This window comes from Spirochaetota bacterium (assembly GCA_040756435.1).
Classification (GTDB): domain Bacteria; phylum Spirochaetota; class UBA4802; order UBA4802; family UB4802; genus UBA4802.
This window is the reverse complement of the sequence record JBFLZD010000021.1, coordinates 1-20042: the sequence shown is the minus strand read 5'-3', so window position 1 is coordinate 20042 and position 20042 is coordinate 1. Positions and strand designations below refer to the sequence as shown.

The 20042-nt window shown below is 35.2% G+C and carries 18 protein-coding genes; 10 read left to right on the top strand and 8 right to left on the bottom strand.

Annotation, left to right across the window (positions count from 1 at the left end; all coding sequences use genetic code 11):
• Nucleotides 1–2: 2 nt before the first annotated feature.
• Complete coding sequence (aroF, locus tag AB1444_07630) at nt 3–878, bottom strand: 3-deoxy-7-phosphoheptulonate synthase (GenBank protein ID MEW6526518.1); 876 nt, start codon at nt 876–878, stop codon at nt 3–5.
• Between the two features lie 450 nt (nt 879–1328).
• Here aroF and AB1444_07625 point away from each other — a divergent pair, with 450 nt between their 5' ends.
• From AB1444_07625 to AB1444_07610, 4 genes are all read left to right on the top strand, one after another.
• Nucleotides 1329–1685 carry a hypothetical protein gene (locus AB1444_07625; GenBank protein MEW6526517.1) on the top strand — a complete coding sequence of 119 codons (357 nt, stop codon included), beginning with the start codon at nt 1329–1331 and terminating at the stop codon, nt 1683–1685.
• Nucleotides 1682–2272: an epoxyqueuosine reductase QueH gene (locus tag AB1444_07620; GenBank protein MEW6526516.1), complete on the top strand. Its 591-nt coding sequence runs from the start codon at nt 1682–1684 to the stop codon at nt 2270–2272. The genes AB1444_07625 and AB1444_07620 overlap by 4 nt, the downstream gene beginning before the upstream one ends.
• Before the next feature lie 113 nt (nt 2273–2385).
• The gene (locus tag AB1444_07615) at nt 2386–2997 is read left to right on the top strand and encodes a YkgJ family cysteine cluster protein (protein MEW6526515.1); all 612 of its coding nucleotides are present in this window, start codon (nt 2386–2388) and stop codon (nt 2995–2997) included.
• Between the two features lie 86 nt (nt 2998–3083).
• A complete protein-coding gene (locus AB1444_07610) occupies nt 3084–5693 on the top strand; it encodes an adenylate/guanylate cyclase domain-containing protein (GenBank protein ID MEW6526514.1) in 2610 nt (869 codons plus the stop codon).
• Between the two features lie 93 nt (nt 5694–5786).
• Here the strand turns inward: AB1444_07610 and AB1444_07605 are convergent, their stop codons facing one another.
• Both AB1444_07605 and AB1444_07600 read right to left on the bottom strand, forming a co-directional pair.
• Entirely contained in the window at nt 5787–6224 is a 438-nt protein-coding gene (locus AB1444_07605; GenBank protein MEW6526513.1) for a hypothetical protein, read from the bottom strand.
• Nucleotides 6225–6520: 296 nt separating this feature from the next.
• Nucleotides 6521–8362 carry a long-chain fatty acid--CoA ligase gene (locus AB1444_07600; protein ID MEW6526512.1) on the bottom strand — a complete coding sequence of 614 codons (1842 nt, stop codon included), beginning with the start codon at nt 8360–8362 and terminating at the stop codon, nt 6521–6523.
• Nucleotides 8363–8529: 167 nt separating this feature from the next.
• On the opposite strand from AB1444_07600, the gene AB1444_07595 reads away from it, so the two are divergent.
• On the top strand, nt 8530–9660 hold the full coding sequence (locus AB1444_07595) for a helix-turn-helix domain-containing protein (GenBank protein MEW6526511.1): 1131 nt from the start codon (nt 8530–8532) through the stop codon (nt 9658–9660).
• Nucleotides 9657–10490 carry an amidohydrolase family protein gene (locus tag AB1444_07590; protein ID MEW6526510.1) on the top strand — a complete coding sequence of 278 codons (834 nt, stop codon included), beginning with the start codon at nt 9657–9659 and terminating at the stop codon, nt 10488–10490. Before AB1444_07595 ends, AB1444_07590 begins: the two co-directional genes overlap by 4 nt.
• Before the next feature lie 5 nt (nt 10491–10495).
• On the opposite strand, the gene AB1444_07585 is transcribed toward AB1444_07590, so the two are convergent.
• Nucleotides 10496–11200, bottom strand: coding sequence for a sulfite exporter TauE/SafE family protein (locus AB1444_07585; protein ID MEW6526509.1), 705 nt, complete (start codon nt 11198–11200; stop codon nt 10496–10498).
• 168 nt (nt 11201–11368) lie between these two features.
• On the opposite strand from AB1444_07585, the gene AB1444_07580 reads away from it, so the two are divergent.
• Nucleotides 11369–12565: a class II fructose-bisphosphate aldolase gene (locus AB1444_07580; protein MEW6526508.1), complete on the top strand. Its 1197-nt coding sequence runs from the start codon at nt 11369–11371 to the stop codon at nt 12563–12565.
• A gap of 11 nt (nt 12566–12576) precedes the next feature.
• Nucleotides 12577–14163 (top strand): alpha-glucosidase, encoded by a 1587-nt coding sequence (locus tag AB1444_07575; GenBank protein MEW6526507.1) that lies wholly within the window; start codon nt 12577–12579, stop codon nt 14161–14163.
• 14 nt (nt 14164–14177) lie between these two features.
• Here AB1444_07575 and AB1444_07570 read toward each other — a convergent pair whose 3' ends face one another.
• The 3 genes from AB1444_07570 to AB1444_07560 are packed head-to-tail and all read right to left on the bottom strand — an operon-like array spanning nt 14178 to nt 17814.
• Complete coding sequence (locus AB1444_07570) at nt 14178–16571, bottom strand: endonuclease MutS2 (protein MEW6526506.1); 2394 nt, start codon at nt 16569–16571, stop codon at nt 14178–14180.
• Nucleotides 16572–16601: 30 nt separating this feature from the next.
• Nucleotides 16602–17525, bottom strand: coding sequence for a TIGR01777 family oxidoreductase (locus AB1444_07565; GenBank protein MEW6526505.1), 924 nt, complete (start codon nt 17523–17525; stop codon nt 16602–16604).
• Nucleotide 17526: 1 nt separating this feature from the next.
• Nucleotides 17527–17814: a Smr/MutS family protein gene (locus AB1444_07560; protein MEW6526504.1), complete on the bottom strand. Its 288-nt coding sequence runs from the start codon at nt 17812–17814 to the stop codon at nt 17527–17529.
• Between the two features lie 224 nt (nt 17815–18038).
• Between AB1444_07560 and AB1444_07555 the strand changes: the two genes are divergently transcribed.
• Together AB1444_07555 and AB1444_07550 are read left to right on the top strand one after the other, a co-directional pair.
• Nucleotides 18039–18686, top strand: coding sequence for an HAD hydrolase-like protein (locus AB1444_07555; GenBank protein ID MEW6526503.1), 648 nt, complete (start codon nt 18039–18041; stop codon nt 18684–18686).
• The gene (locus AB1444_07550) at nt 18668–19399 is read left to right on the top strand and encodes an NTP transferase domain-containing protein (GenBank protein MEW6526502.1); all 732 of its coding nucleotides are present in this window, start codon (nt 18668–18670) and stop codon (nt 19397–19399) included. The genes AB1444_07555 and AB1444_07550 overlap by 19 nt, the downstream gene beginning before the upstream one ends.
• Before the next feature lie 6 nt (nt 19400–19405).
• Here AB1444_07550 and AB1444_07545 read toward each other — a convergent pair.
• A partial coding sequence (locus tag AB1444_07545) for a M23 family metallopeptidase (protein MEW6526501.1) occupies nt 19406–20042 on the bottom strand: 637 nt, incomplete at its 5' end.

Sequence of the window (20042 nt, the reverse complement as noted above, 5' to 3'; positions counted from 1 at the left end):
TATCAAAGTTTTTTGTTGAGCAAGGTATTCATCTTTTGTACATCATTCATTAAAAGAGCAAATTTATCAGGACGTAACGATTGTTCACCATCACATAATGCTGATTCCGGGCTTATATGGCATTCAATCATCAGGCCATCAGCGCCTGCAGCAAGCGCAGCAAGTGCTAATGGATGAATGAGCTTCCAGTTACCTGCTGCATGTGAAGGGTCGACAATAACAGGCAGGTGTGTTTTATGCTTTAAAACAGGCACTGCCGATATGTCCAGTGTATTACGGGTTTCTGTTTCAAATGTTCTGATGCCTCTTTCGCACAGTATGACATTTTCATTACCTTCAGCTAATATATATTCTGCAGCCATTAAAAACTCTTTTATGGTAACCATCATTCCACGTTTTAGAAGCACTGGTTTACGGATTTTCCCCAATTTCCGCAGCAGGGAAAAATTTTGGCAATTGCGTGCGCCAACCTGGAGGATATCAGCATAGTCAGCCACAATAGAGATATCTTCACTGTCCAAAACTTCTGTAATGATTGGCATCCTGAAATAATTACCAGCTTTTCGTAACAGCTGTAAGCCAGTTATCCCCATGCCCTGAAATGCATAAGGTGATGTTCTTGGTTTGAAAGCACCACCCCGTAATATTGTAGCACCTGATTTTTTTACAAATTCAGCGGTTGCCATAATTTGTTCTTCTGATTCAATAGAGCATGGTCCCGCTATAACTGATAATGTGCTTTCCGATATTGATATGTTATAGGGTAGGTGAATTACCGTACTATCACGATATGTTTTGCTATAAAGTGGTGATGATGGTGTTGCACCATTGGTAATACTGCAAGATAATGGAGCAGGATCTGCATTACATGTGGCCATATATTCCTCCGTAAATTTGAAAATTCATTCACGAGCCCGGAGGGTGGCGGCCTTATACATGAATCCTTAAATAACAAAGGCCGCCGGCTACCCGCCTGCGGCCCTTGCATATATAACAGCATCAGCAAAAGCTACAGACGAGCCCTGCTATAAAAATAATAAAACCAAAAATAATAGCTTTTGCTGATGATGTTATACAATGATAGTTCCATAGTTAATACATTCATTTAATGATGTGTAAATCAATAATCAATTGAATGTAATCATGTCAAGCAAAAAAATAATTTTATTTACCAATGACAAATATATGGAGAATCAAAAAAAAATTTAGTTTCATGGAGCAATTTAGCCTTAAATATTTGACATTTTGATAATATTTTTATATATTTTATAGAAATATTATGTTGTATTTATTTTTTATATCTAGCCATGGTACAAGAGGGATAATCAATGAAGAAGAAAAATAAGGCTTCTTTTGGGATAAATGGATGGTATTTATCCCCTTCTGATAATATTTGTTTAGCAAAATGTATTTTTGACGAACCTTACCGTGAAGAGATCAAAGAAATCAACAAACATGAGATCATCGTAAAAATTGCTGACTGTATTGGACCCGAGCCTTCAAATCTGTGTATTGCTGAAGAGATTTTTGAAAAGCTGAAATTTGAAATTGCTAATTTTGTGATTCATCACGAATACAACTGTAACCGCGGTGTGAATGCAGATCTTTTATTGTGGCTTGATGGCAAAGTAAATCCTGCAAAGTTGAAAAAGTTAAATAGTTTTATTGATAAGTATCTTAAGTGAGAAATAGTCAATTACAAACTGTTCTGTTACACACATGTTGTGGACCGTGTTTAACACATGTGTATTCTGTCCTTGTGTCTCGCTATTCTATCCATGTTTTTTATTACAATCCCAATATATCACCACAGTCAGAATACAAAAGGCGATTGTATGAAGTGGAACAATTTTCACGTCTTCATTCCATCCCAATAACTATCGGACAATATAATCAAAAGGAATGGTTTGATGCAATAAAGCCTTATCGCTTTTATGGGGAACTATCGCCGCGCTGTCATGCATGCTATGCATTCCGTTTAGAGGAAACATTTAAACTTGCCCGGGAACAAAAATTTGATGCTGTATGCACCACGTTAACCGTCAGCCCATATAAAGATGCTGAAAAAATAAATGAGATAGGTAGCACGCTTTCAAAAGTGTATAAGGTAACCTATATACCTTCAGATTTTAAATCAAATGGTGGCTACCAGCATTCCATAGAATTATCCAAACAATATGGGATGTATCGCCAGAAATATTGTGGGTGCATATACTCAAAGCTTGAAAGGAAAAAAAATTTCTTTATGGTCCAAACGAGTACATGCATTTAAAGGATCTCACAATGCATTAAATAAATAAGTTGACAGCACATTACCTATTTTGAATTTACTTCCTTATGTAACAGTAATAATTTTCTAATCTACAAAAGTGGTGTTGCAAGATTATGTATATTAGTCAAAATTATTATTCGTTATTTCCACAACTGCAAAAAATTATCCAACTGTATGAAGAAATTGAAACAATCATCAGTAATGTAAAAAGTTTATTTTCAGTAAGCTGTCCAAACGGTTGTGGCCAGTGCTGCAATACAGCTTGCTATAATATTGAAGCATCAATAATTGAAATGTTACCGCTTTGTGTATACCTGTATGAAAACAATTCCTATCAGTTTTGGCTTGATAAAGCTTTTAGTAATCTGTGCCCATTTTATGATTCTGAAACACTGTACAACAATGTTGGAAATTGTGCTGTATATGAATATAGGCCGTTGGTGTGTCGCTTGTTTGGTTTTAGTTTTATGAAAAATAAATATGGGGCGATAGTTCCTGTAGCATGTACAACGCTACAAAAGCAATATACTCAAAAAAAAGAAATGGTTGGCATCCACACAAGTGAATTCCCACAGATGAGTTCTCTTTCAATGCAGTCGATGATGATTAACCCTGTAAATGGTGAAAGATTTCCAATTAATGAGGCTTTTATAAAATCAATGGAATATGTTATCTTGAAAATGCGTTTGATTCACAATCAATTAGACTGCAATAAAACTGCATAAATTACTACAGCATTATTATTAATATACTTGTAAAAATTACCAACAATCTGTTATAATGCAGAAAAACAAAGAAAAGCAGGTGGTTTATGCCAGAAAAAAAATTTGATACTATAAGAAAAAATATTGAATCAAATCCATTATATGGAACTGCATTAGGGTTGATTTTAGGTTTGCTTATTATTGGCTTTTTGTTCACTAATGTGTACAGGCTTTTTGAATACAAATTATTTGATGTGCGGTTTAAAATAAAACCACAGCTTCCACAATGGGAATATCTTACCTTTCTTGATATTGATGATAACAGTATCAGCAATGTTGGCCAATTTCCATGGCCACGGTATATCTATGCCAGTGGTCTTGAAGTGATAAAGGATATTGTGCCAAAACAGATAGCCTTTGATATTCAATTTATGGATAAATCACCACGGTATGCACAACCTGACATATTGAAAATTGTTGAGGAAAAAGCAAAAACTGGCAAACGAATAACGTATGAAGAACTTAATCAGGCAATACTTGACAGCGACCGACTGTTTTCGGAAGCTATTGCTAAAAATAATGTTGTTTTAGCATATTCATTTTTAAACCGCACGCTGACGCAAACAAAATTGTCACCAGAAGAGCAGCAAAAACGAAATGAATCCATTCAGCGCTTTGAGAAAATAGCTTCAATTCCGGTTCCCAAAGATAAGCATAAAGAATTTTCACGTTACGTTGATCCCACCAGAGTAATTATTCAGTATCCAATACCAGAACTTGCCATGAGTGCCAGGGATTTTGGATATGTGGATAGTGACTTTGATATTGATGGTATTGCCCGCCGCATACGACTTATACGTGTATTCAATGACAGAATTTATTTCCACATGGCTATGGTTATGTTGATGGATTTGATGAAAGTTAAAAAAACTGATGTGGAGATAGTACATGGCAAACATATCATACTGCACAATGCAATTGACCCAATAACCTTGCAAAAAAAGGATTATGTCATCCCAATTGATGATGATGGAATGGCATATGTTCACTGGAGTGGAGAATTTACTGAAACTTTCAATCATGTATCTTTTTATGCACTGCTGGAATATAATCAAGTTAAAGACACAATCCATGAGTTCTTTGATGAGCAGGAGGTGCATTCTAAAAACACTGAACGAAGCAGATTATATGGCGAACTGTCTACCATGCGTGAAATATTTGAAAAAACAAAAGACCTGAAAGCCAAACAGGATCTATGGGGAAAAATAAAAACTAATCGTAAAAGGTTGTATGAAATAGAAAGTGGATATATAAAGAATCTTGAAAATCAGTTAGCTGAAATCAATAAACAATTAAAAGAAAGCAAAGATAATCAGTTAAAAGAGGCAAGTATAAATTTAATTAATTTTATCAACGCTGCATGCCTGGTGCTTGAGGTTGACAGGTTAAAAGATCATTCATGCATAATAGGATTAACAGCAACAGCTTCACATGATATTGGTGTGACACCGCTATCGTCAGAATATCTGATGGTTGGTACCTATCATAATTTTATCAACACGGTTTTACAGCAAGCCTATATCTATCAGGTTCCACAATGGATAGATTATTGTTTAATACTAGTATTGGCAGTTATACTGGTGCTTGCTGTTCAACGGTTAAGTGCAACAGGTACAATAACAGCAATTGTTGGAACGCTTGTGGTGTATAATATTATTAACATAGCATTATTTGCATTTCAAAATCTTTATTTGGACCAACTGGGTGTATCGCTGGCTATACTTTTACCTTCAGCAATTGTAAGTAGTGTCAAGTTCATGAGTGAGGAAAGCCAGAAGCGGTATATTAAAGAGGTATTCTCAAAATATATGGCACCGCGGGTTGTTGAAGAACTCATAAAGGATCCCGGCAAATTGCAGTTAGGAGGCGAACTGCGAAATATAAGTATCTTCTTCTCAGATGTAGCAGGATTTTCATCAATTTCAGAAAAATTAACTCCACCACAGCTTGTTGCACTATTAAATGAATATTTATCCGAAATGACGGATATAATTTTACGTTATGAAGGTACTGTAGATAAATATGAAGGGGATGCAATAATTGCGTTTTTTGGAGCACCTCTTGCCTTTGAGGACCATCCTGAAAAGGTATGCTTAGCAGCTATTGATATGAAACGGCGGCTTGCAGAACTACGAGAAGAATGGCGTAAAAAGGGTACATTTGAGTTAAGGGTAAGAATGGGGATAAACACTGGTGATGCTGTAGTTGGGAATATGGGTTCACGACAGCGTATGGATTATACCATGATGGGTGATGCTGTTAACCTGGCTTCACGATTAGAAGGAGCAAATAAGTATTATGGTACGTATACAATGATAAGCGAAACAACATATGAACGTGTAAAAGATGTTGTAGAAGCACGGGAGCTTGATTTAATACGGGTTGTTGGTAAAGAGCAGCCAATTAAGGTGTACGAGTTATTGGGAAAAAAAGGTACACTCCCTGATTACATGTATGAAATGTTGAAGAAATATAAAGAAGGATTGGAGCTTTTCAGGAACAGGGAATGGGAGGATGCACAAACAGCCTTTAAAGCCGGGCTTAAGATTGTTCCCGATGATGGTCCCTGTAAAACGTATATAGAACGTTGTAAAGAATTTGCCAAAAATCCTCCACCAAAGAAATGGGATGGAGTATATAGATTAAAAACCAAATAAATTGTGGATTACCATAAAACTATTTATTTCATATAGTAAAAAATAAGGGACGTAATTTAGTCCCTTATTTTTTATTAATATTATTTTTAAACATTACTTCTTCATTTTATACTTCATCTGACCTGCCCATTTGGGTGTACCGTCATCATTACGGAAAGTTATTTCCTTATCCTTGGTTTTAACTGTTTTTGCAATTATAACAGTTTCATTGTTCATTGTTGTTTTTGATCCCATTACTGTTACATTGTCACCTTTGTTAATAGTTATCTGTGATTTTACATAGTCAGTTGGTCCTAAAAATATTTTAACTATTTCTTTATTACTTTTAACTTTTATATAAAAATGATTCATAGTTGAACCGCAACATGGGTGGGATTCTGTTACAGTATCTTCAACTGTACCTGATATTGTTACTTCAGATGATGGATCATACATATGATACATCATACCTTTACCATGTTGATGCTGTGCAAATACCATGGAAGCAATAAAAATAAAACTTAAAGTTATAATTGTTTTAATATTGTACATACATGAACTCCTTTTAAGATATTAAGAATATACTTAAATATAACTAAAGAGATAGTAAATGTCAAGTAATTCTGTATTTTTTTAAAAGAAAAAAGGGGGTGTCATAAAAGACATCTCTTTGCAATGACTTTGCACCCGTGTAATTGCGAGGAACGAAGTGACGAAGCAATTTTGTCTTCTACGGCATTGAGATTGCTTCGCTTCGACAAGCTCAGCACAGGCGCTACGCTCGCAATGACATTGCACCCACGTCATTGCGAGCTCCAAGGTTTGTTTTGAGACGGCCTTATATTTTTTTACTCAGCATACATTGCTTCAATAATATCTTTGTAATGTTCATTTATTACTTCGCGTCTTATTTTTTGGGTGGGTGTCATTTCACCACTTTCTTGAGTAAATTCATGTGGAAGTAATGTGAATTTTTTAATCTTTTCAACCTGTCCCAAATCTCGTGTTAAATAATCAATTCTTTCACGATAGAATTTAATTATTTCTGGATGTTTTACAAGGTCTTCACGTGAAGAAAAGTTAATATTATTGTTTTTTGCCCATTTTTCCAGTTGTTCAAATGCGGGAACAATTAAAGCTGAAACAAATTTACGACCATCACCAATTGCTGCAGTTTGTTCAAAGTAGATATCTTCTTTGAATAACATTTCAATTTGTTGTGGTGCAATATATTTTCCGCCGGACGTTTTGAATAGGTCTTTTATTCTGTCAGTAATTGTGATGAAACCTTCACTGTCAATAAAACCAACATCACCTGTTTTTATCCATCCATCTTCAGTAAAGAGAGCTTTGGTAAGTTCAGGTTTATTCCAGTATCCCTGTGTCATACTGGGACCTTTAGCTTGAATTTCACCTTCTGGTGATACACGAACCTGCATAAGTGGAACAACAGGTCCACAGGTGCCAAATTTATTTCTTTCGGGGTTGGATACACATATTACAAAACATTCTGTCATACCATAACCCTGTAAAATGAATACCCCCGCTTTAAAGAAGAATTCACTAATTTCACCTGAAAATGCAGAACCACCACAATTGAATACCTTGTTTCTACCACCAAAAAGATCACGAATTTTATGTAACACCAGCTTTGTAGCCAATGCATGTTTAAATTTTAACCCTATTGGAATAGGTTTGTGATCTTTCTTTAAATACTGGTATTTCCCGCCAATTTCAAGTGCCCAGTTGAAAAGTTTCTGTTTTACTGTAGGTGCATTTTTTATACCATCCATGATAGTAGCATATACCTTCTCCCACATTCGAGGAACACTGCACATAAAGTGTGGTCTGGATTCTTTTAAGAAGTCAAGAAGTGCTTTTGTATCATGGCAGTAATCTACCTGTGCATTATTGCAAAGGATGAAATAACTCCAGGCACGTTCAAAAACATGTGATAATGGCAAAAATGCTAAATTTACGTCTGTTGGTTCTACTGGAATATGATAACCTGTTCCAAACAACATGGCAAACCAGTTTTTGTGGGTAAGCATAACACCTTTTGGTTCGCCTGTGGTTCCTGAAGTATAAATAAGTGTAGAAAGGTCATCACTCTGTACTTTTGATAAACGTTCTTGCAATTGTGCATCAATGCCTTTAATTTTGCCCATGGTAATAAAATCATCAAACAACATGACACGGGGGTCATTGGTAATTTTTGTATTACGATCAAAAACAATGATTTTTTCAAGGTTTTTTGATGAATCTATTATACTCATTGCTTTGTCATAGTGTTCCTGCTTTTCTACAAAAAGAATTCGTATTCCACAATCATTAACAATGTATTCTAGTTCTTTAGCTGAGTTTGTGGCATAAACCGGCACTGAACACGCTCGTATTGCAAATGATGCATAATCAATAACAGCCCATTCTACTCTGTTATTTGAAAAAATACCTACAAATTCAAATTCCTTGACTCCCCAAAGAAGCAATCCTTTGGCTGCTGCTTCAATTAAATCACCAAATTGTTTCCAGGTAAATGCTTCCCATGTCCCGTACGCTTTATGGCGTACAGCAATTTTTGAATCGCCAAATTTTTTTGCCCTGTTAAGCAGCATCAGAGCAAGGTGCTTTTCCCTGTTAAGGTATTCTTCAAATTCTTTTTCATAATTGACATTTTGGTGTTGAGTCATAAAATAACCTCCCATGATAGGTTACATCCGGTAAAGCAAGATAACGACCGGATGGTATTGTATAATACTATTCAGAGTATATCATTTATATGTTTCAAAGTCTTTCAGAGTTATAACTTTGAAAGTTTTATATTTTTAAAATTATAATTATATAAATTTGAGTATCCATGAGCGGCGAGTCAATATTACATTTTTTTATGTTCTATGGCGCAGTTTTTTCAGTGATTATTGCCATGGGTCAGTTTGTACAAAAAAAAATTGTAACCATTAACAAGCTATATGCAGTTTCTTTCTTTGGTTTAGGAATTTGGCTTCTGCAAATATGCATCTATTCGTCAGGTTTGTTCGATAGCTCCGGTATTGGGTACTATGTAAGTATTGCCTCAATTCCTGTAATTTTTATTGTTCCGCCACTTATGGTGATGCGATACACCTGGATAATATCAAGCCTCTTTGATATAAAGAAAATATATTATATTGTATTTTTGCCTTCTATAATTTCTTTATTCTATTTGCTGGCACCTCTTTGCATCAAAGGTATTTCTTGCGGTGTATCATGTTTCCCGGGATTGCCACTGCTGAGTGACAGATTCTATGAATTATCGCTTTATGATAAAGGGGTATACCTCCTTTTTATAATTCCCAATATCTATCTTATAACGTTCATGTTGCCTAATTTGATTACTATGGAATATGTATGGAATAAGAAAAAATGGAATGTAGTGCCTGGAGTTTCAAGAATGGGCTACATATTTGCGTTATCCATAGTTGTATCCAATATTATATGTGTGTATGGAGCATTTGTTTCATTACACATAGTGGAATGGGCAGTAATCATAGCTAATACGGCAATGACTTTTGTGTATCTTGTTACACAGCGTCATCCTGATTATAATAAATTACTAAAAAGTGAAGCTATGAAGGCACGATATGAACGTTCACGGATTAAAGGGCTTGATATACAGCAAATTATTCAGCGATTATATGAAATTATGGAAGATGAGAAAGCATTTGCTGATGAGGAACTGTCACTGCCTGATCTGGCTAAAGAACTTAATATAAGCACCCATCAGTTATCAGAAATTTTAAATGAACATATCCAAAAAAATTTTAACACCTTTGTTAATGAATTCAGAGTAAACGAAGCCCAAAAGCTTTTATTGGAAGAACCTGACCGTTCAATTTTATCTATTGGCGTTGCAGTTGGTTTTAATTCCAATACTACGTTCTGTACGGTTTTTTCAAAAATGACCGGGATGTCGCCAAAACAATACCGCAAAGAATATGGTAAAAAATGAACATGTATCAATATCCAATCATTGATTTTCATGTGCATCTGTTTCCGGACAAGATGTTTGATGCTATCTGGAAATCTTTTGTGAAAGACTATGGTTGGGATGTTATCTATCATCTGTACTATAAGGAATGTATTTCACATCTTAAGAAATGTGGTGTTGAAAAAATTGTGTATTCAAATTATGCTCATAGAGAAGGTGTTGCAAAACATTTAAATGAGTGGAACCTTGAGGTTTTGAATGAACAGGATAACGTGTATTGCTTTGGTGCATTTCATCCCAATGATGATATCGCTATTGCTGAAAATATTATTACTCATCCCAAGGTATTGGGGTTTAAGTTGCAGCTTTTAGTTCAGAAATTTTATCCTTATGATGAACGCCTTTTCCCACTATATGAACTGGTACAACACTATAAAAAGCGCATCCTGATGCATGTTGGCACTGGCCCGGTGGGGAACGAGTTTGTTGGGGTTGGCGGATTTAAGAAATTACTGAGGCAATATCCTGATTTACCGGTAACTATCGCCCATATGGGTGCGTATGAATATGATGAATTTTTAGAACTTTTAGATGATTATCCCAATCTTATGATGGATACGGCGTTTGTTTTTTTACCGGATTATGAAGGAGCTTTCCATAAGGACTCTGAGGTGCTGGAAAAATATCAGGATAGAATTTTGTATGGTTCTGATTTTCCCAATATTATCTTTCCCCGTGAGTTGGAGATTAATACAATCAAAAACTATGGCATAACTCAAGGTACACTAAAGAAGATATTGTATGATAATGGTCATAGACTTATTAAAAATATAATACAAGGGAAACAATAAAAACATTATAATCCTAAAAATTGTATGCCTATACCACACAAAAAAATGATAAGACCTGAAATGGCATGTGAATATTTTTCAAATCTGTTAAACGAAAGTAATGACAATCCATAGCTACTAATGATGACGACGGTAAGCATGGTGGTAATTGTAGTTAGTGAAAATAGCAAGCTTACAAAAACTGCCTGACCAAAATGATTCTGTGAAACAGGATAGATAACCATAGGGATTAATGGTTCGCAAGGGCCAAAGATAAAAATGATGAATAAAACCCACGGTGTAATGGATTTTTCACCATGGTGTATGTGTATATGAGAATCGTGGTGATTGTGTTGGTGCACATGGAAAGTTGTATTATGAATATGGTAATGTGTATGTTGTTTATTCCTAACAATGTATGTAATTCCCCAGATAAAATATATAAAGCCAAATGTGATGATAATCCAGGCAGCTATAGAACCCCTATAACCTTCAATTAGATCAAGTTTTTCTAAGGATAATCCTAATAATATTCCCAATAAAGCTATTATGAATGAACTCAGTACATGTCCCAATCCGCAAATGAAAGTTATTAATGCAGTTTTTTTATGCGTCCACTGTTTGGCTTTTGCTATAGCAATAAATGGGAGATAATGATCTGGTCCTAGTATCGTATGTATAAACCCGATGCTTATAGTGGAAAGTGATAGTATAAAAATATCATAACTCATATAAAAATGCCTTATTATAGTTATTTTTGTGAAGTATTTTATATTATAATCCAGATAATGACATTCAGTAATTTATGCAACAAATAAAATAAAAATTTCTTGCAATTGTAATATGATTTTATTTAATTTATCACATTACACTATTAAAACAATAATGGAGAGGAATATATGAGTATTCTTGATTTACGTCCAGAAAATTTTAGGAAAGCATTTCCTGATTCCAAAGTGATGCATGTAAATGGAAAATCTATTATACAATCTTCAATGAAAGAAGGAAATCACTGGGTGGTGATGGCGGTGAATACACGACATGAAATTGCTATTCCCGGATTGATAAAAGCTTCCATGGAATTGCAAGCACCAGTTATATATGAATTAGCATTATCCGAAAGCGATTTAACCGGCGGATATACAGGTTTAACACCTAAAGATTTTATTACTCTGGTAGTAACCTTAAATGAAAAAATGGGAAATGTTGGTGAAAAGGCTGTTCCGTTTACCTGCCACAGAGATCACACCACAGTGCAGGAGATAACCCGCAAAGCGTTTGATAAAGCTGATTCCCTTATAAAAGCTTCTATTGAGGCAGGGTATGGTTCATTTTCAATAGATTGTTCTTTTTTACCAATGGAACAGAATATTGCATTGAGTGCTCTTTTAAGTGAACAGGTTATACGGGCAGGACTTATGTATGAATCTGAAGTTGGGGAGATTGGTGGTGCTCATGGTAATTCTTCAGTCAGTGAGGCTGTGACGCTTGTAGAAGCACTGGCAAAGTTAGGTCAATGCCCTGATTTAATTGCCATTAATAATGGTACCACTCATGGCAATGTGCGGGGTAACATTGATCTCAAGCTAACGTATAATACCTATAAAGCTATGGCCCCATGGGGTGTTGGAATTGCTCAGCATGGGACAACAGGAACAGCAATAGAAGATGTTGGAAAATTTTATAAATATGGAATTTTCAAAGCTAATGTTGGTACAACCTGGCAGAATGTGATATGGGGTATTGATACAGATGAATTTGGTGTTGCAGTGGAAAAGGGTCCTTCATATCAAAAGAATCCTGATAAAGGCATTTCAATGGATTTATGGAAGAAGATGGAGGAGTATGCGCTATCCAATAACATGAAGGGCGGTAACATGAAAAAGTTATTTAAGCCCTTTAAGGATGCTATGGCACAGGAGTATTATTCTAACAAAAAAATACAGGAAAGGATTGATCAGGCTGTCTATGAAACTGCTGCTGCATACTTTAAGGCATTACAGGCTGTGGGAAAAGCTGATGATGTAAAGGCGCAGATGGAAAAGACTGTTAGTAAACAGGAAGTCAAAGAGTCAAAAGAAAAAGATTACGAATAAATAAAACATTCATGAAAAAGGTCTGGTGGAAACACGGGGTAATATATCAGATTTACCCCCGCAGTTTTAAAGATTCCAATAATGATGGAATTGGTGATATAAACGGAATTACCGGATTGCTTGATTACCTGCAGGATTTAGGTATTGATGGTATCTGGCTATCACCAATTTACCGTTCACCAATGTATGATTTTGGATATGATGTCAGTGATTATTGCGATATTGACCCCGTGTTTGGCACTATGCGCGATTTCAAACGACTGGTAAAAGAAGCAGAAAAAAGAAATATTGCAATTATAATGGATATGGTTTTTAACCACACATCCCATTTGCATCCATGGTTTTTGGAATCACGCTCATCAAAAGACAATTCGAAAAGAGACTGGTATATATGGCATCCTGGCAAAAAGGGGAAAGTGCCCAATAATTGGATGGCAGCATTTGGCGGAAGTGCATGGGAATGGGATCCATTAACTAAAGAATATTACCTTCATCTTTTTACCAAGCAACAACCTGATTTAAACTGGCGCAATCCAAACGTGAAAAAAGCAATGTTTGATGTGCTGCGGTTCTGGATGGATAATGGAGTCAAAGGATTCAGGTTTGATGTTATTAATTTATTGGTTAAGGACAGGCATTTCAGGAATAACCCATATAAGCTGCGTTTTACTAATCCCCGAAGGCATGATCAGCAATTGCATGTTTACGACCGTAATCAGCCTGAAACACATGATATATTAAAAGAAATGCGGATTTTGTTCGATAGTTATGGTGACATAATGAGTGTGGGAGAAATATATTTAGATGAAGGGATTCGTGATTCTCACCTGCCTGCATCGTTTTTGGGTAATAATGATGAGTTACACATGAATTTTAATTTTTCAACAATGTTTGCGTCGTTTGATTGCACAGAATTACAGCAGATAATGATTGACTGGTATAATGCCATTGGCAGCAGAGGCTGGCCATGCCATGTATTTTCTAATCATGATCAGTCACGTGCTATTACACGTATAGCAAAGAATGATCTACAAAAAGCTAAACTTCTGGCGGTTTTATTGCTTACTCAGAAAGGAACGCCGTTTATATACTATGGCGAAGAGATTGGAATGGTTGATGGGAATATCCCTAGAAAATATATTCAGGACCCTGTGGGTAAAAAGTACTGGCCTTTCCATACAGGAAGGGATAAGGCACGGACTCCCATGCAATGGGACGCAACCAACTATGCAGGCTTTTCAATAGTTAAACCGTGGTTGCCAGTCAATCCTGATTATACACGCACCAATGTGGCACGACAGTCTAAACAAACAGAATCCATGCTCCAATTCTATCGCAAATTGATTGGATTGAGAAAATCTCGTAAAGAATTGTATGCTGGTGACATAGAATTTTTATCAGCACCTGATGATGTCATGCTGTATAAACGTGTATGGAACAATGAAAAGTGTATTATTGCACTAAATTTTTCTTCTTCAAAAAAAGTAGTCGATTGCAGTAACAAATGCAAAGTGTTGCTATCATCGTATGAAAAACAATTTGTTGATGGGCAAACAATTACCCTGGATCCTTTTGAAGCAGTTATTTGCAGCCAATGAGTATTTACAATGAATTATCGCAACTGAATGATGGTAACGCCGTCACCACCTTCTTCTGGCTCGCCAGGGCGGAAATTTTTAACATAGTAAGAATGTTTTACATAATCCCGCACTGCTTTTTTCAATGATCCTGTGCCATGCCCATGAATTACAACTGCAGACGGAACACTTTGTTTTACCATAGCATCTAGTTCACTGTCTAACTTTTGTAATGCTTCATCAACTCGCAAGCCGCGAAGGTCAATAGTATTGTACTGTGTTTGGATGGTAAGGGGTACTGATGTTATTTCTTCTTTTATAGTAGGCTTTTTCTTTTTTATGGCAACAGGTTTTTTTGATTCAACAATACAGTATACATCATCAAATGAGAACCTACTGGCAATAGAACCCATTCTGACTTTAACGGTTTGTTCTTTGGCATCTACTTCTTCAATTATACCATATTGTTGTAAAGAGGGTATATACACACGCACACCTTTTTTTGCAGTTTCGGTATTGCAGGCCACAGAGTTTTCGTGAGGCTTGTGCAATGATGAAATTGTGCCCTTAACCTTTTCTTGCAATTGAGTTATATCACGTATCAAAGTCGTTGCATCTTTCATAGACATTGATTGTATTTCCCTGATTCTATTGACAATTATATTACGGTATTCTTGTAGTTCATTCATAAAAGATGTGGCCTGATCTCTGGTGACTTTTTCAATGGTTGCCTGAAGCTCTATAATTTTTTTATTATATTCTTGCTGTAATTTTTGTAGTTCTTCTTTTAAAAGCGATAGTTCCTGCTCCTTTTGCTGCAAAGCGTGCGATTGTTCAGTAATTTTAGAAAGAAGAGCATCAATAGATTGGGAGGTTGAATCCAGGAGTGATAGTGCCTTATTAATAATTGTATCAGGGAGTGATAGATTTTTAGCTATTTCTATAGTATAGCTTGCACCTGGTATACCTGAAAGAACCTGGTATGTTGGTTTCATGGTATGAATATCAAATACTACCGATGCATTCTCAAAACGGTTATCATGTGATGCAATTTCCTTCAATTGCGAATAGTGAGTGGTAACAGCTATAATTGACTTTTTATCAGTAAGATATTCCAGTACTGCCTGTGCTATGGCTGCTCCTTGTTTTGGGTCGGTACCAACAATTATCTCATCTATCAAAATAAGACTTTTATCATTGGCATGATTGAGTATTCGCACAATATTTTTTATCTGGCCACTGAAAGTGGAAAGCGATTGCATAATATTTTGTTCATCACCAATATCAACAAATATATTTTCAAAATAACCAATGGTTGAATCGGGGTTAGCTGTAACTGGAAGACCATGTCGTACCAAAAGCGCAAACAATCCTAACATTTTAAGCAAAACTGTTTTGCCGCCGGTATTAACACCGGATATGATGAGGCAGTTGAATGATTTTCCACATTCTATGGTACAGGGTACAACGGCATCACGTAGAAGAATTGCAAGAAGTGGATGTTTAGCGTTTATGCAATCTAAAAGGGGATCAGGTGAAACAGCAGGTGTATGTGCATTGTAGGTAATGGCAAAACGTGCGCACGATATGCAGAAATCCAGATAGGATAAAATGGCTGTATTATGTTTTAAATCTTGTGAATAGACTCCAATTTCGGAAGAAAGAATTTGAAGTATTTTATCTATTTCACGCTGCAATTCTATTTCTTTATACAATAATGTATTGTTTAATTCATGAATGCTTTCAGGTTCAATGAAAAAAGTTGCACCTGAAGAAGATATATCTAAAACTGTACCTTTAATTTTACCTTTATGCGAAGATTTAACCGGGATACCATATCTATTATTTTTTACTGTGTAAATCTTTTCCTGTAATGCATTCTGAAAAGCTTGTGAATGCATAATGTTATTAAGATTCTTTTCTATGGTACTGCGTATTTCATTGATATCTTTTTGTATTTTACGTAAAGAGGGATAGGTGTTCTCATTAAGATTGCCATTCTCGGTTATTGAGGTTGTTAACAGTCTGAAAAGTTGTGCGCAATCATTAATTGCATGAAGTTCTGTAAGAACTGATGTATCATAGTGTACTGATTTAAAAAAAGATGTTATTCTGTGTTGCGCAACAAGGAACAAACGAATTTTAAAAATTTCATCTAATAAAAGGGTCCCACCCTTAGCTGCCTTATCAAGTAAGGGTGTTATATCATATATACCGGAAAAATCAGGAGAGTGGCCTACACGTAAAATTTCTTTTACGCAGTTTATCTTTGCATACTGTGTCATGATTTCATGATACTGTAAAGGCTGTAAAGTTGTGTAAAATTGTTTTCCTATTTCTGTATAACAAAAATCCCTGAAATATGTCAAAAGGGTATGCCATTCAAGCATTTGCGCTTCATCGTATGTAATTACTGGTACGTTATTCATGTCGCAGAATGGATTATTCACTTAGGTGAATTAATGTGATTTTTTCGATAGTAAGGAATACAATGCTTCATAAAGATTAGCATACGTAAAGTTAAATTTTGTGGATATCAGCACATCAGGATGGACTTTTTGACTGGATAAAATTAGCTCTTCTGCCATTTGTCCCAATAACAATGTAATAGCAAATTCAGGGATTTTAAATAAACATGGTCTTTTTAGAACCTTGGCCAATGTTTTATAAAAATATTTTGCATTAACCGGATTTGGACTCACCGCATTAACAGGGCCTTTGATTATATTGTTTTCTAAACAATGTATAATGGCATTAACTTCGTCTTCAATATGAATCCAGGACATCCACTGTGAGCCATCGCCAAAGTATCCACCCAAATACCATTTAAATACCGGAATTAATATTTTTAAAAATCCATCATTTTCTCCAAGCACCAGCCCGGTTCTAATAATTACATGGCGTATTCCATAATTAATAGCTTCTTTTGTTGATGCTTCCCATTGGATAGCAACATCAGGCAAAAAACCCAGTCCAGGGCTTGATGTTTCAGTTAATGATTCACTTCTTGAACCGTAGTATCCAATGGCAGAAGCCTGTATTAATACTTCAGGATAATGTTTTGCTTTTTTTATTGCATCCATGATGGCGTTACCTGCATTGATTCTGCTTAGCAATATCTTTGACTTCTTTTCCGTGGTCCATCGGGTGCTTGCTATTGATTCGCCGGCTAAATTTATAATAGCTTTGGCTTTATTAACAAGATTACCCCAACCATCAGCAGTTTTCCCATCCCATCCAGCATACTTCAATGCAGGAGTATGTGATAAAAATTTATCAGGGTTACGTGTTAGTATTACAACAGAATATCCCTTTGTCAGTAGTTTTTGCGTCAGATATGATCCAATAAATCCCGTGCCTCCGGTAATAATTATTGTATTCATTTCATTCTCCAATTTTCAAAATGACAACTGTTGTTCCCCAATTGCCGGGTTTATCAAAAAAATTAATAATTCTTGAATCTTTTTTGAGATAGTTATGAACAAGTGATTTGATTACTGATTTTCCTTTACCATGAATTATCTCAACCTTTTTATAGCCTTTTGTGAGAGCATTATCTAAAAATTCATCAAGAATACCTTTTATGTCATTAGGATGGAAACAATGTAGATCAATAGTATCAGCTAATTCTATTATAATGTATTCTTCTGAATTCATAGTATTTTTTGTCATGATGTCTTATACTGTAAATATATTTAATCATATGTCAAGTATTGTGTTGATTTTCTATTAAAAGTAAAACTGTTATGCTATGGTATAATATAATTTTTTCTATTGACAATCATATGAAATCCGCAAGATTGATAAAAAATTTTAATATGTACTAATATATAAGCAGTAACAGTTGGTTTTACGTGATAGTTGCTGCAAGCTTAATAAAATAGGAATAATTGTACATGATCATTCAAACGAAGGCTCTTCTTTTTGATTTTGATGGTACTCTGGTTGATACTATGGAAGGATTTGCTGATATAGCTGGTGAAGTAATCAATAGATTTCATCCAGAAATTTCGTTTGAGGAAGCACGCAGAAGATACTTAGAAACATCGGGCGTTCCTTTTTTCCAGCAGCTTGAGATAATTTTGCCTGGTGATCCAACAAACAGCCAGAAAGCTGCAATCTTTGAAGAAACAAAAAAAGATGGTTTTTTTAGATCAACGTTTTCCCAGGAAGTGCGATATGTGATCAGTGAATTGCGTCGCTCAGGATTTATAGTTGGAGTTTCGTCAAATAATTTTCAATATCTCATAGAGCAATTTATCAGCAGGGAAGGACTACAATTTGACATAGTTTTAGGTTTTAAAGATGGTTTTGAAAAAGGTAAACAACATTTTGAATATGTAATTAAGCAATTTAATTTGCAAAAAGAAGATTTGACTTTTGTTGGCGATTCACTTAAAGATGCAGAAAAGGCTATTACGAATAATATTAAATTTATAGGTTTATGTGGAACTTTTACCAGGGAGCAATTTTTACAAAAATATCCCAATATTGTAACAATTGAATCATTGAAGGAGTTATTATCATGCGTGCAATTGTATTAGCAGCAGGTACTGGTAGCAGATTAGGTGAAATGACTAAAGACAAGACAAAAGGGATGGTACAGGTAAATGGAAAACCTCTTATAGACTATTTGTTTGAATTTTTTGATCTTAATTTTTTTAATGAAATCATTGTTGTAGGTGGTTTTGCTTTTAACGACCTTGAAAAGCATTTGAAACAAAAACAGATAGAACATTTGAAAATACTTGAAAATAAAGAATACCACAAAGGAAATATATTTACTTTAATTACCGCATTAAAAACATTTGCTCATGATTCATTCCTTATAACTAATGTTGATCATATTTATCCAAGGGTTATGTTTGAAAAGATGAAGCAATCATTTAATAAAATTACTGCCATGTGTGATTTTGACAGAAAACTGGGTCCTGATGATATGAAGGTTAAATTAGATGCTGATAAGAAGACAGTTATTCATATAAGCAAACAACTGCATGATTTTGACTGTGGATATATAGGAATGACGTATGTTGATAGAACCATGGAAACGGTATATAGAGATTCAGCATACCGGGCAATAGAAAGGTTTGGAGAAAAAGCGGTAGTGGAAAATATTTTACAAATACTTGCAGAAAATCCTAAAACCGCACCAACAATATGTGACCTTTCAGGATTTGGGTGGTATGAAGTGGATGATGAACAAGATTTAATTAAAGCTGAAAAAGGTTTATTTCAAAATCCAAATTTTTCTTAAAGTAAGTTACCATATAAACATGATAGGATTAAGCATCTTGCCGTGCTGCAACAACATAAAATGAAGATGAGGGCCAGTTGATCTTCCTGTCGAGCCTACCGTTCCAATGATAGTATCAGTTGTTACAAATTCGCCTGTTTGGGCAAATATTTTCTGGCAATGTCCATACCAGCTTTCATAACCTTCATCATGCTGAATAATGATTGTAAACCCATACCCATCCAACCAACCAGTGAAATTGACAAACCCTTTTTGAACTGGTTTAATAGGAGTACCCTGCGGTGCACAGATATCAAGCCCATTATGGAAAGCCATGCCATGTTCAAGCGGGTCAACCCTGTCGCCGTACATGGATGTAAACCTTCCATTTATAGGTGACTGGAATTTTTGTCTTAGAGTATAAAGCTTTTCAATTTTACTATTCACTGCTATAGGACGGGCATTTTCAATAAATGCAAACCGGATATCATCCATTGCTAATAATTCAAGTGGATGGTGTATGTATCTGCCGTTAATTGAACCTTTACCACCTGTAAAGAGTTTAGCAAGCCATGCATCATAGAAATGTTTGCACACAATTAGGAGCCCATCTTTATGGGGGATAACAACTTTGGTGCCTGCCTTTGCAAGTAATGAATCTAAC

Bases quoted from the DNA above. Each gene is read 5' to 3' on its own strand.
- AB1444_07595 (MEW6526511.1), top strand. From the start codon at position 8,530: ATGAGCGGCGAGTCAATATTACATTTTTTTATGTTCTATGGCGCAGTT.
- AB1444_07555 (MEW6526503.1), top strand. From the start codon at position 18,039: ATGATCATTCAAACGAAGGCTCTTCTTTTTGATTTTGATGGTACTCTG.
- AB1444_07615 (MEW6526515.1), top strand. From the start codon at position 2,386: ATGTATATTAGTCAAAATTATTATTCGTTATTTCCACAACTGCAAAAA.
- AB1444_07580 (MEW6526508.1), top strand. From the start codon at position 11,369: ATGAGTATTCTTGATTTACGTCCAGAAAATTTTAGGAAAGCATTTCCT.
- AB1444_07585 (MEW6526509.1), bottom strand. From the start codon at position 11,200: ATGAGTTATGATATTTTTATACTATCACTTTCCACTATAAGCATCGGG.
- AB1444_07570 (MEW6526506.1), bottom strand. From the start codon at position 16,571: ATGAATAACGTACCAGTAATTACATACGATGAAGCGCAAATGCTTGAA.
- AB1444_07550 (MEW6526502.1), top strand. From the start codon at position 18,668: ATGCGTGCAATTGTATTAGCAGCAGGTACTGGTAGCAGATTAGGTGAA.
- AB1444_07605 (MEW6526513.1), bottom strand. From the start codon at position 6,224: ATGTACAATATTAAAACAATTATAACTTTAAGTTTTATTTTTATTGCT.
- AB1444_07560 (MEW6526504.1), bottom strand. From the start codon at position 17,814: ATGACAAAAAATACTATGAATTCAGAAGAATACATTATAATAGAATTA.
- AB1444_07610 (MEW6526514.1), top strand. From the start codon at position 3,084: ATGCCAGAAAAAAAATTTGATACTATAAGAAAAAATATTGAATCAAAT.
- aroF (MEW6526518.1), bottom strand. From the start codon at position 878: ATGGCCACATGTAATGCAGATCCTGCTCCATTATCTTGCAGTATTACC.
- AB1444_07565 (MEW6526505.1), bottom strand. From the start codon at position 17,525: ATGAATACAATAATTATTACCGGAGGCACGGGATTTATTGGATCATAT.
- AB1444_07600 (MEW6526512.1), bottom strand. From the start codon at position 8,362: ATGACTCAACACCAAAATGTCAATTATGAAAAAGAATTTGAAGAATAC.
- AB1444_07575 (MEW6526507.1), top strand. From the start codon at position 12,577: ATGAAAAAGGTCTGGTGGAAACACGGGGTAATATATCAGATTTACCCC.
- AB1444_07625 (MEW6526517.1), top strand. From the start codon at position 1,329: ATGAAGAAGAAAAATAAGGCTTCTTTTGGGATAAATGGATGGTATTTA.
- AB1444_07590 (MEW6526510.1), top strand. From the start codon at position 9,657: ATGAACATGTATCAATATCCAATCATTGATTTTCATGTGCATCTGTTT.